The 15,089-nt window shown below is 40.1% G+C and carries 16 protein-coding genes; 12 read left to right on the top strand and 4 right to left on the bottom strand.

The window, feature by feature from the left end; all coding sequences use genetic code 11:
- Nucleotides 1–29: 29 nt before the first annotated feature.
- Nucleotides 30–857: a LysR substrate-binding domain-containing protein gene (locus tag ACNAN0_RS10090; protein ID WP_416353186.1), complete on the top strand. Its 828-nt coding sequence runs from the start codon at nucleotides 30–32 to the stop codon at nucleotides 855–857.
- Between the two features lie 233 nt (nucleotides 858–1,090).
- Here the strand turns inward: ACNAN0_RS10090 and ACNAN0_RS10085 are convergent, their stop codons facing one another.
- Entirely contained in the window at nucleotides 1,091–1,987 is an 897-nt protein-coding gene (locus ACNAN0_RS10085) for an SDR family oxidoreductase (protein WP_416353185.1), read from the bottom strand.
- 264 nt (nucleotides 1,988–2,251) lie between these two features.
- On the opposite strand from ACNAN0_RS10085, the gene ACNAN0_RS10080 reads away from it, so the two are divergent.
- A complete protein-coding gene (locus ACNAN0_RS10080) occupies nucleotides 2,252–3,085 on the top strand; it encodes a glycosyltransferase family 8 protein (protein WP_230913226.1) in 834 nt (277 codons plus the stop codon).
- Between the two features lie 336 nt (nucleotides 3,086–3,421).
- On the opposite strand, the gene ACNAN0_RS10075 is transcribed toward ACNAN0_RS10080, so the two are convergent.
- Nucleotides 3,422–4,354, bottom strand: a complete 933-nt coding sequence (locus ACNAN0_RS10075; protein ID WP_416353184.1) for an aldo/keto reductase — start codon at nucleotides 4,352–4,354, stop codon at nucleotides 3,422–3,424.
- Between the two features lie 222 nt (nucleotides 4,355–4,576).
- Here ACNAN0_RS10075 and ACNAN0_RS10070 point away from each other — a divergent pair, with 222 nt between their 5' ends.
- Genes ACNAN0_RS10070 through ACNAN0_RS10060 form a run of 3 tightly spaced genes read left to right on the top strand, consistent with a single transcriptional unit; the run spans nucleotide 4,577 to nucleotide 9,206 of the window.
- On the top strand, nucleotides 4,577–6,118 hold the full coding sequence (locus ACNAN0_RS10070) for an exopolyphosphatase (protein ID WP_416353183.1): 1,542 nt from the start codon (nucleotides 4,577–4,579) through the stop codon (nucleotides 6,116–6,118).
- Nucleotides 6,115–8,253: an RNA degradosome polyphosphate kinase gene (locus tag ACNAN0_RS10065; RefSeq protein ID WP_416353182.1), complete on the top strand. Its 2,139-nt coding sequence runs from the start codon at nucleotides 6,115–6,117 to the stop codon at nucleotides 8,251–8,253. The genes ACNAN0_RS10070 and ACNAN0_RS10065 overlap by 4 nt, the downstream gene beginning before the upstream one ends.
- An 11-nt stretch (nucleotides 8,254–8,264) precedes the next feature.
- Complete coding sequence (locus ACNAN0_RS10060) at nucleotides 8,265–9,206, top strand: Ppx/GppA family phosphatase (protein WP_230913223.1); 942 nt, start codon at nucleotides 8,265–8,267, stop codon at nucleotides 9,204–9,206.
- 148 nt (nucleotides 9,207–9,354) lie between these two features.
- Here the strand turns inward: ACNAN0_RS10060 and ACNAN0_RS10055 are convergent, their stop codons facing one another.
- Nucleotides 9,355–9,867 carry a YbhB/YbcL family Raf kinase inhibitor-like protein gene (locus ACNAN0_RS10055; protein ID WP_230913222.1) on the bottom strand — a complete coding sequence of 171 codons (513 nt, stop codon included), beginning with the start codon at nucleotides 9,865–9,867 and terminating at the stop codon, nucleotides 9,355–9,357.
- 125 nt (nucleotides 9,868–9,992) lie between these two features.
- On the opposite strand from ACNAN0_RS10055, the gene ACNAN0_RS10050 reads away from it, so the two are divergent.
- A complete protein-coding gene (locus ACNAN0_RS10050) occupies nucleotides 9,993–10,955 on the top strand; it encodes a hypothetical protein (RefSeq protein ID WP_416353181.1) in 963 nt (320 codons plus the stop codon).
- Nucleotides 10,956–11,073: 118 nt separating this feature from the next.
- On the opposite strand, the gene ACNAN0_RS10045 is transcribed toward ACNAN0_RS10050, so the two are convergent.
- The gene (locus tag ACNAN0_RS10045; RefSeq protein ID WP_230913220.1) at nucleotides 11,074–11,217 is read right to left on the bottom strand and encodes a hypothetical protein; all 144 of its coding nucleotides are present in this window, start codon (nucleotides 11,215–11,217) and stop codon (nucleotides 11,074–11,076) included.
- A gap of 75 nt (nucleotides 11,218–11,292) precedes the next feature.
- Here ACNAN0_RS10045 and ACNAN0_RS10040 point away from each other — a divergent pair, with 75 nt between their 5' ends.
- The 6 genes from ACNAN0_RS10040 to ACNAN0_RS10015 all read left to right on the top strand — a co-directional run bounded on the left by ACNAN0_RS10040 (nucleotide 11,293) and on the right by ACNAN0_RS10015 (nucleotide 15,088).
- Nucleotides 11,293–11,979, top strand: coding sequence for an NAD-dependent protein deacylase (locus tag ACNAN0_RS10040; RefSeq protein ID WP_230913219.1), 687 nt, complete (start codon nucleotides 11,293–11,295; stop codon nucleotides 11,977–11,979).
- Nucleotides 11,980–12,001: 22 nt separating this feature from the next.
- Nucleotides 12,002–12,604, top strand: coding sequence for a TMEM175 family protein (locus ACNAN0_RS10035; protein ID WP_230913218.1), 603 nt, complete (start codon nucleotides 12,002–12,004; stop codon nucleotides 12,602–12,604).
- A gap of 5 nt (nucleotides 12,605–12,609) precedes the next feature.
- Complete coding sequence (locus tag ACNAN0_RS10030; RefSeq protein ID WP_230913217.1) at nucleotides 12,610–12,888, top strand: chorismate mutase; 279 nt, start codon at nucleotides 12,610–12,612, stop codon at nucleotides 12,886–12,888.
- Nucleotides 12,889–12,914: 26 nt separating this feature from the next.
- Entirely contained in the window at nucleotides 12,915–13,676 is a 762-nt protein-coding gene (locus ACNAN0_RS10025; protein WP_230913216.1) for a flavodoxin family protein, read from the top strand.
- A gap of 66 nt (nucleotides 13,677–13,742) precedes the next feature.
- Nucleotides 13,743–14,261 (top strand): NUDIX hydrolase, encoded by a 519-nt coding sequence (locus tag ACNAN0_RS10020; RefSeq protein WP_230913215.1) that lies wholly within the window; start codon nucleotides 13,743–13,745, stop codon nucleotides 14,259–14,261.
- Nucleotides 14,258–15,088, top strand: a complete 831-nt coding sequence (locus ACNAN0_RS10015; RefSeq protein WP_416353180.1) for a DUF72 domain-containing protein — start codon at nucleotides 14,258–14,260, stop codon at nucleotides 15,086–15,088. The genes ACNAN0_RS10020 and ACNAN0_RS10015 overlap by 4 nt, the downstream gene beginning before the upstream one ends.
- The last annotated feature ends 1 nt before the right edge of the window (nucleotide 15,089 follow it).

Below are 15,089 nucleotides of genomic sequence, written 5' to 3'. Positions count from 1 at the left end.
ATGTAATGTAATAGAAAGCCGGGGGAAGCATGTTTAACCAATTACGCACTTTTAAAACCGTCTTTGAAACACAAAATTTTTCGTTGGCTGCTAAAACTTTATTTATTGCACAACCGACTGTTTCAGTGCATATCCAACAATTAGAGAAACAATTCGGCCAAAAATTATTTGAGCGCAGTGGGCGTCGGGACGTTTACCCAACAAATGCAGGCAAAATTCTTTATGAACGGGTCAATCGGTTATTAGATGATTGGCAAAGTATTGATGACGCCATGCGGCAGGAGATTCCAAGTGAGAAAACCAAGGTTAGAATTGGAGCTTCGCACACGACCGCTATCTATGTATTGCCTAAAATCGTTTATAAATTAAGTGAAACGATGCCGAATGTTGAATTAACGATCCACATGGCTAATTCAGAAACCATCTTGCAGCAAATCAAGCAGCATGAATTGGATTTTGGCTTGATTGAAAAGCCCATTGTTGAAGCTGGCGTCAAGCGTAACGATTATGGCCTGGATCAATTGGTGCTGGCTGGAGATAAAGAGAGTCAAATCTGGTTGATACGTGAAGCTGGGTCGGGCGTTGGGCACTTTACGCGTGCTTATTTACAGGAGAAAGATATCCAGCCGAAGCAAATTATGTATGTGAATAGCAATGAATTGATCGTACAGTTATTGAAGCAGGGCTTTGGTAAAACGGTCATCTCTAAGCAGGCTGTGCCGCACAATGTGAAACAAGTCCGTTTATCAGACAAGTATCAGCGCCATTTTTATTTACTCAGTCGGGGACATTTGAATGAGGAGTTGGCGGATATTGAAAAACATATTTTAGCCTGGCAAGCTGAAGTTTTAGCATAAGAACGTGTGACAAAAAGCGCTCAGCGACTGGATATGACTTAAAAGTTTAAATGATACATGGGAAAGAGCGCGTCGAAACAAATTAGCTTTTGTTTCGACGCGCTCTTTTTGAACGCTAAATATTGGTGTTGGTATACCCTTTGTCACCTAACCCTAATTATTTGCTGAAGCTGACGCTTCATCTGCATAATTGTGTTAGTGTTCCAAAACTAACCTGCTTCATTCACGCTCTGTTATAAATTAATGGGTTCGCCGCCGGTCACGCCGTAAATTTGACCGGTGACATAACTGGCATCATCTGAAGCTAAGAACGTGTAAACGGGGGCTAATTCCACGGGTTGACCTGCACGTTTTAACAGTGAGTCTTGCCCAAATTCAGGAATAGCATCTTGTGGTTGACCCCGATCCAATTGTAGTGGTGTCCAAATCGGGCCAGGAGCAACACCGTTAACGCGAATGCCGTCTTCGCCTAATTCTTGGGCTAAATTGATGGTGAAATTACTAATGGCTGCCTTAGAAGCGGCGTAATCCATAAGATGTACACTTGGATTGAAGCCTTGCACAGAAGTTGTGGTAATAATGGCGCTGCCTGGTTTTAAGTGGGGCTTGGCAGCTTTGACTAAGGCAAACATAGCCACGATATTGACTAGGAAAGTATCTTTAACTTGTTGAATATCGAGTTCGGTAATTTTTTTGCGAGATAGTTGTTGCGCTGCATTTAGCACTAAGATGTCTAAACCACCCAACTCATCAACTACTTGGTCGATTAGTCCATCGATGCCGTCCTCATCACGGAAATCATAAGGTAAAAGTAATGCCTTACGACCCTCGTTTTCAATCGCAGTTTTAACTTCTTGGGCATCTGCTTCTTCGCCAGGTAAATACTGAATGGCAACATCGGCGCCTTCCTTAGCATAGGCAATGGCGGCTGCTCGGCCAATTCCTGAATCGCCACCAGTCACAAATGCACGGCGGTTTAAGAGCTTTTCATGGCCTTGATAAGTTGACTCGCCACAATCAGGAACAGGGGTCATCTTTTGCTGTAATGCAGGTGCCTCTTGGTCCTGTTTTTCGAAAGAATCACTATAGAACATGGTCCGCGGATCGGTTAGCTTACGATTTTCTGTCATTGAAAAACCTCCTAATATTTGGAATAGGTCCAGCATAACTGAATCAATGACTTTATAGAAAAAAGACGTTTACATCAGCGGAAACTTGCTAGGCTAAGCGACTTTTAAAATAAAATAATAAATAATATGCGTTTTTAATAAATAAATATACTTATGTTATTTTATAGAATTCCTTTATTACCAAAGGGTTATTCAGGATGATTTCGAGTTTTATGGCGAATCAGGTTTAATTAGATTAGAAATTACTTAGGAGGCTGATTAGAAATGAAACCAATCGCAATACTTACTGCCGTGAACTCCGGATTCCTACCTCAACTGAAGACGTTATACTACTCAATTATTAGCAATAACCCTAATCCATTAATTTTTTATACGGTCACTAATGATTTGACCACTGCTGATGTAAAACACTTGCAATCTGTTTTTAAGCAGCCAAATGTTACTTTAGAATTTGTAGAATTGAGTACAGCTTGTTTTGGTAATGTCAGCACAAGTTACCGGATTCCCAAGACAGCTTACTATCGGATCTTTATGGATAAAATTTTACAAGATCAGTCTTTAGAACGTGTTCTATACTTAGATGCGGACATCATCAACCATCAGTCGCTGCAGCCGCTATTTGAAATGGACTTAGGTGATAAGATCATTGGGGCTGTTGAAGATGCCGGCTATCTGGAGCGTTTTGAGAAAATGCAATTGACAGAAGCTATTGGTCACCGTTACTTCAATTCTGGAGTCTTGTTGGTGGACTTGAAGAAGTGGCGTAAACATAATATTAGTGATCGGGTCATCGAATTTGCACAAGAAAATGCCGATAAATGTAAATATCACGATCAAGATGCGCTAAATGCGATTTTGTATGATCAATGGTACTATTTGCATCCGCGCTATAATGCCCAGACGAATCTCTTGATTGACGCGGTGGAACCAGAAGATCAACAAATGGCGATTCAAATCAAAGAAGCAATGGCTCATCCAGCATTGATTCATTGCTGCGGTCATATCAAACCATGGCATAAAGAATATGAATTTCAAGACATTCAAGATATTTATTACCAATATGCGCAACCTGATCAAGGCCAGCTTGACGTCAGTTAACGCTTGCTTACGCTTTTACTTTAAGAAATAACATCGTTTAGAGCCACATAGGAGGATAGGTACGATCTGGGAACCAGATTGGCCTGTTTTTTGTTTTAAAGGGATTACTTTTTTTACTAAAATTTGATTTTAAATCATGTGCAACTAAATAATCGGGGCCGGAACAAAACTAATGTTTTGTCTACGACCCCGATTATTTCACGAACAATTTTATTTTAAACGTGTTCCAAAAGGCAACGACTTCGCCTAACATCGCATGTCTCAAATGGAAAGTTCACCATTTATCGTCATTCTTGTTAGTGTTCCGAAGCTAACCACCCTTCGTCACACTCTGATTTATGGTAAATCATTTCCAGCGGCATAATACAGGTTATACCATTCTTGAGCAGTTAATTTAACTTGATCGCCTTCTGCAATTTGTGCTAAGCGTTTAGGATTCATTGTCCCAGCGATGACTTGAATGCTGCCTGGGATTCTAAGGATCCAAGCTGTTGCAATTGCATTTTTATTAGTGTGGTACTTATTAGCTAATTGCTGTAGCAATTCATTGAGTTCAGGAAATTTTGGATTATCGATAAATACGCCAGCAAAGAAGCCATATTGGAAAGGACTCCAAGCTTGAATGGTCATTTGTTTGAGGCGAGAGTATTCTAAAATACTACCATCATGGTTGACTGAACGGTCGTCAGTCATGTTCACGTGCATGCCAAAATCAATCATGCCGGTATGCATCAAACTTAATTGGAGTTGGTTTGCGACCAATTTAGTATCCAGTGCAGATTGAACTAATTCAACTTGTAACGGATTAAAATTAGAAACACCAAAGCGCCGAACTTTGCCTTCATTTTGCAAAATATTAAAAGCTTCAGCTACTTCTTCAGGCTCCATCAAGGGATCTGGCCGATGTAATAATAAAATGTCGATGTAGTCTAACCCCATACGTTGTAGACTGCCATTGACGGATTGCAAAATATGATCCTTAGTAAAATCATAACGCTTATCTGTTTGCGTATCTTTATTAATACCCACCTTTGTTTGAACAACGATGTCTTCTCGGGCAAGCTTTGAGAGTTTTAATGCTTCACCAAAACGTCTTTCAGCTTCACCGTTGGTGTAGACATCAGCATTGTCAAAAAAGTCGATGCCATTGTCAAAGGCTGCTTTAAGTAAATCTGCAATTTCAGTGGCGCTGTGTTCAGGAGAACGCATGAGTCCTAATCCAATACGTGATGCCAGTAGGTCACTATGACCAATATTTGTTTTCTGCATAATAGTTTTACCTCCAATAATTATAGTTTATCATGAAAATCAATAAGCAAAACGTTGATCGAAAATTAACGTTAAATCATGGTAAAATAAAGGTATAGAGCAATCTGAAGCGTTGGTAAGGTGGTGCGGTATCCAGAGGTCGGCAACACAGGGTTGGTCTTGCCTTGACCTCGTCTGAAATACGATATAACGCATATAGATAGAAACGGGAGTGTTACAAGAATGGCCCAGAATCAAAGATTATTTGCAGTAATTGTCATCGGCGGTCAAAATATTTTTTTACAAGTCGTGGACCAAAAAAATTTACAGATCATAGAAAACACGAAGTATGATATTGACTTAGGTGAAGATGTCTTTTCCGTACAAGTCATTCACAGCAAAACAGTTAATGAGATCACCGCAGCCTTGTTGCGTATCAAACAGCTGTTAGATGATTATCAGATTCATGATTATGAAGCTTTTGCGACGCATTCGTTTCATGAGGCGGATAATGCTGAGTTTGTGCGGGAACAGCTCAGTGAACGTACGGGCTTTTATTTGAAATGGTTGAGTCAGAGCCAAGAAGCGTTATACCGCAACCAAGCAACGTTAACTTATATGGCTAATTTTCCTAAAATTATTAAGAAAAGTGCCTTATTGATTGATATTAGTTCCGGCAGCGTGGAATTGACTGCTTACCGGGCAGGTAAATTTGTTTTTTCGCGCAATCTTAAGTTAGGACCGCTGCGTGTCTACGAAGTTATGCGTGATATGAAGGATAAAGTGCCTAATTTTGTAGAAGTATTAAGAGATTATGTATCTAGTCAATTGGTAGACTTTGTCAGATTATCACCCAGTTCAGGGCCTTTTGACAACGTAATCTTGATGGGGTCGGCAATTTCGATTTTTGAACCCATGATTCAAACAACGGACAGAACGGTACAATTAACAATCAATGAGTTTCAGGATCTTTATGATCGAATGATTCATGGCAGTGATCAATATTTGATCAAACACTTTCAACTTGAAAGTGATGATGTACCTCAAGTACTGCCGATAATGGTCTTATTAAAGCAACTGTTAAGCTATTATGATATTCAAAATATCTGGGTGGCAGCTTTGAAATTGGTTGATGGTATCGCGGTGGATATGGTGGAACGTCGGCGTAAATCACCACAAAAAACCGCTTTACAAAATGAACAGATCTTGACTTCAGCTCAGAACTTGGCTCGGCGTTATCAAGTGGAACCCAAACATCAGCAATTTGTGGCAGATATCAGTTTGAAGCTATTTGACCGGTTGAAGAAAATCCACGGACTTAATCAGCGGGATCGATTATTATTACAAATTGCGGCGATGGTGGAGGATGTGGGGACCTATATTAATAACCACAACCACTATGCCCATTCTGACTATATTATCCAGCACTCAGAGATTTTGGGGCTATCAGAGCCTGAATTGACAATGGTTGGCGCCATTGCCCGCTACCATAGTGTCAATACTCCCTCAGCAGAATTGAGCCGCTTTGATGAACTACCCATTCAATTACGTATGACCATTGCTAAATTAACGGCAATATTACGTTTGGCAGATGCTTTGGATGATAGTCGTCAGCAAAAAATCAAATCAATCAGTGTTTCTTTGAAACAGCCGACTAAATTAATAATCACAGCAGTAGCTAATGATGATATTGAACTTGAAAAATGGACATTTAAACGCAAAGGGGAGTTCTTTGAAGATGTCTTCGGCTTGGAACCAATTTTGAAAGGACGCGTGCAAATATGAAATTTTCGGAACCTAAGTATTTTTACAACCGTGAGTTGAGCTGGTTGGACTTTAATGATCGTGTCTTAGAGGAAGCACGAACTAAAGAAAACCCTTTGTTAGAGCGCCTGCGTTTTTTAGGCATCACTCAGAGTAATCTGGATGAATTTTTTAATATTCGGGTGGCTTCACTGCACAAGATGCTTTCAGTAGGGTATCAAGGGACAGATGCTTCGGGCTTAACACCAGAGGTTCAATTAGCCAAAATATCAGAAAAAACCCATGACATGGTGGATAAGCAATACACCACGCTGTTACGGTCTTTATTACCACAGCTTGCCAATGAAGGAATCAATTTAATTCGGTTTACCGATTTGACAACGAAACAAAAAGACTATGTGGCGGATTATTTCCATCAAAATCTATATCCGGTATTGACCCCGATGGCTGTTGATGTTTCACGACCTTTTCCATTTATTGCCAATAATACATTAAATATTGCTTTGCGGATCTACAAACCTGGTGATAAAAAAGACAAGTCCTTTGCAACGGTTCAGGTACCTGATGTTTTTCCACGAGTTATTAAATTACCAGGTGCAGAAAATACATTCATCTTACAAGAAGAGATCATCAAACATTATATGTCGGAGTTATTTATGGGCTTTGATGTGAAAGAAATGGCTTGTTTCCGAGTTATTAGGGATATGGACATGGATGTTGCCGATGAAGATACATCTGATTTGTTAAAAGAAATTGAGCATGAGATCAAAAAACGCGAACGTGGTAAGGCTATGCGTTTAGAGATCGAAGCCGATATGAGCAAACACTTGCGGCGACGGCTGGTTAAAGAATTAGACCTCGCAGAAGCTGATATTTATCCAGTCAAAGGCCCGATTGACCTAACCTTTGTCAGCAAGTTGATCAAGCAAGTGACGGGCAAAAATGAGCTGTTATATCCGCCGTTTGAACCGTATTATCCAACAAAATTGCGACACAAAAATCTATTTAATGAGATTTCGCAACACGATATTTTTGTAGATCATCCCTACGATTCTTTTCAGCCAATTATCGATTTTATTAAACAATCGGCTGAAGATCCTAACGTGCTAGCAATTAAAATGACGCTGTATCGGGTGTCTTCTCAATCACCAATTATTAAATATTTGAAACGGGCAGCAGAGAATGGCAAACAAGTCACTGTCTTGGTTGAATTAAAAGCCCGTTTTGATGAAGAGAATAATGTTCATTGGGCACAGGAATTGGAAAAGGCTGGCTGTCATGTCATTTATGGGTTAGTGGGTTTAAAGACCCATTGTAAGTTGACTTTGGTTGTCCGCAAAGAGGAAAATGGGATTCGGCGTTATATGCATATGGCTACCGGAAATTACAATGATGTTACTGCTCGACTTTACACCGATATGGGGCTGTTTACTGCAAATCAGGAGATGGGGATCGATGCTTCTAATATCTTCAATATGCTTTCCGGGTTTTCTGAGCCACCATTTTTTCATAAGATGGTTATTTCGCCGGAAGGTATCCGCGATTTCTTAATGGCTCGTGTGGATGATGAGATTGCCAATGTTAAAGCTGGTAAGAAGGGACTTATTCAGATTAAAGTTAATTCACTATCAGATACCAAAATGATCAAAAAATTGTACGAAGCTAGTGCAGCTGGGGTTAAAGTGCATTTGGTCGTTAGAGGCATCTGTAATTTGAAAGTCGGTATTCCCAAAATCAGTGAAAATATTACGGTACATTCTATTGTCGGTCGTTTTTTAGAGCATAGTCGTATTTACTATTTCTATGCGGATGGGGCAGAACAGGTATTTTTATCTAGTGCTGATTTGATGAACCGTAACCTTAGCCGACGCGTAGAGTTGCTGTTTCCAATATTGCAAGATAACATTCGGCGACAGATCATTCATATTTATGATATTCTGTGGCGGGATAATATTAAGACCCGTGTTTTACAAGCGGATGGCACATGGACGCATGTGGATCGTCGTGGACTTGAAAGTTTGGATGCTCAAGACTATCTTCTCGTTCATCGCCAAGCCTTGGCGGACAAGCTTTGCACTGCTGAAACGACCGTTAAAACACCGCAAGATAGCAAAAATAGACGGCAGTTTATACCAATTACAAGGCAACCAGAATAGGTGGGAAAAGGATGGAACATTTTGGTGTAATCGATTTGGGCTCCAACTCAGCCCGGCTAACAGTCACTGAAATCAGTGATGATGGCACAACTAAAAAAATTATTGAAGAAAAAGAGCCAGTACGATTATCAGAAAACATGGGGCCAGAAAAAGAACTTAAGCAGCCGGCGATGGAGCGGACGTTGACAACGTTAGAAAATTTTCGAAAATTATATAAGGACCTGCCTAAGCTGAATTTGCGTGCCGTTGCGACAGCAGCGACGCGAATGGCAGCCAATCAAAAAGAATTTTTGAAATTGGTCAAAAAAGAAGCTGATATTGACCTTGAAGTTATTACCGGGGCGATGGAAGCACACTATGATTATTTAGGCGTGATCAATTCTTTACCAGTGGTCAATGCGGTTTTGATGGATACTGGTGGTGCTAGTACAGAATTGATCCTTGTCCAAAATCGGCGTGCTGTGAATTTGATCAGTTTACCCTTAGGTTCTGTGAATTTATCTGAACGTTATCTTGAAAAAGATCTTGTCAGTGCTAGCAGCTTGTTCCAGCTTTTTACAGCTATGGAAAATCTATATAATGATATTTGGTGGCTTGACCGCGGTAAAAATTTACCAATTGTTGCTTTAGGCGGTTCCAACCGAACCTTGGCTAAAATTCAACGCCGCCGTGATAACTTCAAGCGTTATTGGGATATTCACGGCTTTCGCATGAGTGGCGCCCAGGTTAATGATATCTTTGATGAAGTGGTTTCTAAGGACCTGGCAGCAAGAAAAGATATTCCTGGATTGTCTAAAGAACGCGGCGATATCATTATTGGCGGCCTATCACCAGCAGTATTATTGCAGCGACATTTAGATTCCGATCGAATGATTTTCTCACAACAAGGACTGCGTGATGGTATTTTATATGAACATCTTAGCGACTTAGAAAATCAGGGTAAATTTTCATAAGTAGTCATAAATAAAGAGAGCGAGAGTGCGACAAAGGGCGCTGTCTTTTGGAACACGTTTAAAATAAAATTGTTCGCAAAGAGAGCGACGGTGAAAACAAAACGTTAGTTTTGTTTCGCCCTCGCTCTCTTTATTAGTCTAATAACGATTAGTAGTTACGAGTATGATACCAAAGTTCCAATTTTTGTGATGCTAAGATATGTTGTTTCATAGCTCGATAAAGTTCGTTCATCCAGAATCCTGGCTGAAGATTTAATTTTTTATCCAAAGCATAGACAGTCAATGTATACGCATGATCCTTGTCAGGTGGGGCTGGATTAGCATAGTGCTGATTGATTTCAGGGTTATTGACACCAACATAAGCACCGGCAGTTGAGTTACGTCCTTGGATAAAGGGAATGACGCCACTGCGACTGGCATTTTCAGGAATTTCACGCGTATCCGCAGGAATGTCAGCAACGAGCCAATGGATCCAAGGGAATCCACCTACTGGAATCGCATCAAAATCGACCAATGTTAAGGCAAAAGATTGTGTGTCAACTGGGGGATTCGTAATATAAATTGGAAAGGAAATGGACTGCAAACTAGCATTGAGTGACTTGCCTGACTTGCCATAACGATCATCGAGATAATGGTCTTCAGTTGGGACAAGAATTTTCATAAATAGGCCTCCAATCAATTCTATTATAGCGAATTAATCAGTTTATTGCCTAGGTGAGGTTACTTTTCTAAGTACTAAAAATGTTATACTATATTTAATATTAGGAATATATATAGGAGGCCATTATGACAGCTAATGAGTATGGTCCAGAAGTACAAAGTTTACTTAACGAAGTACAGGATAAATTTCCGGTGCCCATCACTGTAACCGTAACCGGGTCAGCGTCAGGTTTATTATTACATGACCAATCCCAACAAGTCGTGCATAAAGATGGTGCAATCGAAATCAAAGTTACGGATACGACCAATGTGGCCTATACATTATCTCATGAATTGCTGCACATGTTGATGGTGGCTCGTGGATTCAGTCAATTACAGTTTCCACTAACGAGTGGCAAGCCACAATTAGATGAACAAATGGGTGCTACAGCCACAGCTTTATATAATAGCGTGGCTCATGTGATCATCCAACAAGAGCAAACAAAACATCATTTGATCAATGAGACGGTGCAAAAAGAATTTTTAGATGGTTTTTATGCTAGCGTTCCAGCTGAGAATCCAAATAAGAACGAAGATAACTTGTTGATTTTTCGCATGCTAAGTTTGCTGGATGTGTTGGTGTTCACCCAAGGTGCGGATGCCACTTTAAAGAACACACTATTGTTAAAATATCCAGCTGCTTTTGAGTATGCCCAACAGCTATATGAAGTGCTAACTGCTAAGGCGTTGGATACACCTTTCGCTTTTCGACGAGCGGTGGTTAATTTGTTTAAAAAATTTGCTGAACTTACAGAAAGTTTAGGCTATGTGCCGATGAATCACCAGCAATTTGCAATTTTGACGCCGATCTTCAGCCAACGGCAATTACGTTTAGCTTTGCGACAAGTCGTAGAAGTCTTGCATACAGATTTTACAGAGCTCGCCAGCAAACAAAAAGCCTATGTGGCGATGGGGAAAAATGACGGGCAAGCTGCTTTTATTTTACACAAAGTAGATCAAGACACTACGCCGGAGACTTTCCAGCATCTTTACGAGACGCCTTTACAAACAGTCTTAGAGCAAGAAGGTATTACCTACGCTGTCAGATAAATTGAGTGCGGCAAGAGGGATATAGCATCATTTGTAAAATAAATAGAGGTCAGAAACAAAATGATACGTTTGTTTCGACCTCAAGAATCAAATGTATGGGTAATTTGTGAATAACTAGTTAACGCCCACCAAAATGCATTTCAAAAGTATAAGGCAGTTGCTGTGATACCATGATAAATAGATGATAAACAATGACTAACAGTGCAATAAGCACGAAAAATAGGCATAAATAACTTAGATAATAAATAGCTGGATGCTTCATGGGCTCACTCCTTTACGGGGCTTATTATACACCAATTGTTTTAAATTTTTAGCATTAGAAAGCTGGGATTATCAGATGTTTGATTTGAAAAGCGCAATTAATTCAGCAAAACATGTCACATTTTTAACCGGTGCAGGCGTATCTACACCTTCAGGCATTCCAGATTACCGTTCTAAAAACGGACTCTATGCTGGCCATCAGAACCCAGAATATTTATTGAGTCATGAAAATTTACAACAACATCCAGATAGTTTTTATCAATTTGTGAAAGAAAATATGTATTTTCCTAAAGCCAAGCCCAATATTATTCACGAAAAAATGGCTGAAATCGCGAATCGCAAAGGGGACATTGTAACCCAAAATGTGGATGGTCTGCATACAAAAGCTGGGGCTGAAAATGTCATCGAATTCCATGGTAATCTGTATGATATCTATTGTCAGACTTGTCGCCAAAAGTTTGATTATCAGACCTATTTAAAAGATTATCATCATGCAGCAGACGGGGGTATTTTGCGTCCCAATATCGTTTTGTATGGCGAGCCGATCAATACGGACACGATCGAGGCAGCAGTGGCTGCGATTGCTCGGGCAGATTTGATCGTCGTTGTAGGGACTTCCTTTAGAGTTTATCCTTTTGCAGGATTGATCCAGTACCGGCAAGCAGATGCTAAGCTGGTCGCCGTGAATAAGGAGAAAGTCACTTTTAATTTGCCCGTCGAGATGATACAGGAGGATGCCCAAACCGTCTTTGCACAACTCTAATAAATTCATGAGGTGGAACAAGATGGGTAAGTCAAGAATTGAAGCATTTACAGATGCCATTATTGCAATTGTGATGACAATTATGGTTTTAGAGATCCATGCGCCAGAGACAAGCACGTTTAAGGGGCTTTGGGGCATTCGAGACTCATTAAGTATTTATGCTTTTAGCTTTTTTGTTTTAAGCGTTTATTGGATCAATCATCATCATTTGTTTTCAATTGTGCATAAAGTTAGTGGCCGGGTCATTTGGTTAAATATGATTTTGATGTTCTTTTTGAGCTTTTTTCCATTTACATCGGCTTGGGTTTTGGAAGGTGGCCATTTTGCCGCTAAAGCACCTGAATTAACTTATGGGACGGTAATTCTGCTAGCCAATATCATCTGGGCACTTATGGTTCAGGATCTGATTCGGGTCAATGGCAAACAGTCACTGATTGGTAAGAGTTTAGGTGCAGATTATAATAAACCCTTTATTTCCATTGGAATGGCGGCCTTAGCGGTTGTTATCGGCATTTATGTACCACTGGCGGTTTTTGCCATTGATGGATTGATGTTCTTGTTGTGGATTGTTCCAGAAAAAAGAATCGAACGTACGCTGCAAAATAATAAAAAAGAAGATGACTGAGCTTGTTGGATAAAGAACGTCAAAAGATTGATGCCATTGATCAAAAATTAGTTGCTTTATTGATAGAAAGGTTACAAGTTGGCGAACAAATTGCGCAAATTAAATTTGAACAGAAACTTGGCTTGACTGACATTATGCGTGAAAAAAATCTACTGGATGAATTGATGACACGGGTTGAAGATGAGCATCTGCGGCCTTATATCAAAGATTTATTTCGGGATATTCTGTTGGTTTCTAAGCAAGTCCAAGCCAAAAAAATCAAAGCATTACAGGATACGCAATAATATATTGCATTGGGAGTTAGACAATCATGAAGGTATTAGGTATTTTAGGCGCGCACAAGCGTCAGGGGTTGACGGGCCAATTATTGACGGAGATTCTTAAAGCCGTTCCAGAGACGGAAGAGACTGAGTTCTTATATTTGGAGGACTATGATATCAAGCCGCATACGAATCAGCCTAATCCGGTTTTGAATGAGTTGATCCAAAAATTGGCAGAAAGTGATGTTTGGGTCCTAGCTGCGCCGACTTATTGGGGCGGCCTAGCTGGGACAATGAAGAATTTCTTAGACTGTTTACGGCCTAAGTTAGTTTATCAAAAGAAGAATGGCGATACGATTCCAGGACCCTTCAAAAATAAGCATTATTTAAGTGTAACAAGTTGCTATAAAAGCACTTTAGAAAACTTTATCACAGGAGTCACAGACCCAACGTTTAAGACGATCGATACCGTTATGTCGGCGGCTGGTGTGATCAAAGTGGGTGAGTTAGTGTTACCAAATACATTTGATATGAAAACTTTACCACCGGCAAAAATCAAATTGTGTCATAAATGGGGACAAAAGATTGCCCGAAAGAAACGAAAGGATGATAGTACAGTGAAACGTTATATTCAGCTCTTCTTTATGATTGCTGTCATGGCTTTGGCCACAATGGGCATTCAAGTTCTTCTAGGCAGGGTATTGCCATTGACTAATTTCTTAGCAAATTACGTTTCGTTTGTCCTGATCTTTTTCATTTTATTGGCATCGATTTTACATTATGTCACTTTTGTGAAACATCGACGCCGCTAGAATAATTTAAGTTTGATATGGTAAGCTGGATTTTTTTAGATAGACCTGTAAGAAAGGCGGCTGTCAATGACGGATAAAAAAAGGCGATTAACTCTAGCTTTGATACTTCAAGACCAGCAAGCATTATTGTTGAATCGCTATAAAAAGCCATATATCGGCCAGTGGAATGGTATTGGCGGTAAAATTGAAGCTGGTGAAACGCCTGAATTAGGTGTGCAGCGAGAAATTTTTGAAGAAACGGGCATTGCCAAAGATGCTTATCAACTTGTAAATAATGGCTATATGGAATGGTTCGTTTCTGGCGTTTATCAGAACCGAATCTATTTATTTACGGCACGATTAAACACTGATTATCAATTGAAAACACCAGTTAACATGCGCGAAGGATTGCTAAATTTATTTCCACTAGATTGGGTTTTGCAGCCACAAAATTATGGGGTGATCGCCGATTTGAAAGCAGCTTATCCCTATATGATCAAAAATGAAGCGCATCGCTTTGTCACTGATTTTTCAGGCGACCAATTGGTTAAGTTTGCGATCGATGATACAGATTTTCAAAATGAAGCGGAAGTGCCATTACTATGATTACGATCGGCTTAACAACGTGGAATGAACACCAAAGTTTGATGCCAGAGAAAAAAGCGTTGACTTTACCAGAGTACGCCAGCTTTTTTCCTTGTGTGGAAGTAGACAGCCTTTATTATGGTTTGAAATCAGCACAGCAGTTTGCTAAATGGGGCGCGCAAGTCCCACAGCAATTCCAGTTTGTTTTTAAAGTACATAAACTTATGACGCTGCATGAAAATACGGAAGCGGCACATTTGAACCAGTTATTTCATGATTATCGACAAGCGGTCCAGCCGCTGGTCCGTTCCAACCAACTTAAAACGATTTTATTTCAATTTCCACCTTTTTTTGCCGTGTCGGCGGAACATGTTCGGTATTTGGTCAAAATTCGACAAGCTTTGCCACAATTGCCTTTAACCGTGGAATTCCGCAACAACAGCTGGTACGATGCAAAATACGTGCAGCAAACCTTAGATTTGTTACAGCGCTTGAAAATAACACTGACGATTGTCGATGAACCTCAGACCCCGGCAAATAGTGTGCCTTATTATGAAACTATGACGAATCCAGAGCTGGTATTATTGCGCTTACATGGTCGTAATACGATGGGGTGGATGCATCAAGATGCCCAATGGCGCGGTAAACGGACGTTATATCGCTACAATCAGACAGAACTCAAGACCTTCGCTCAGACGGTTCAAAAATTTCAAGCCCAAGCCAAAGAGGTCTGTGTGATTTTCAATAATAATTCTGGTGGCGATGCGGCCGATAATGCGTTGAGTTTGCAAAAAATGTTAAAGCTTTCCTTTTCTGGATTGGCGCCCCGGCAAATGGGGTTGTTCTAAG

It is taken from the genome of Agrilactobacillus fermenti (assembly GCF_047943045.1).
GTDB classification, from domain to species: domain Bacteria; phylum Bacillota; class Bacilli; order Lactobacillales; family Lactobacillaceae; genus Agrilactobacillus; species Agrilactobacillus fermenti.
Note: the sequence above shows the minus strand (reverse complement) of the source record. Positions and strands in the feature narration are given on the sequence as shown.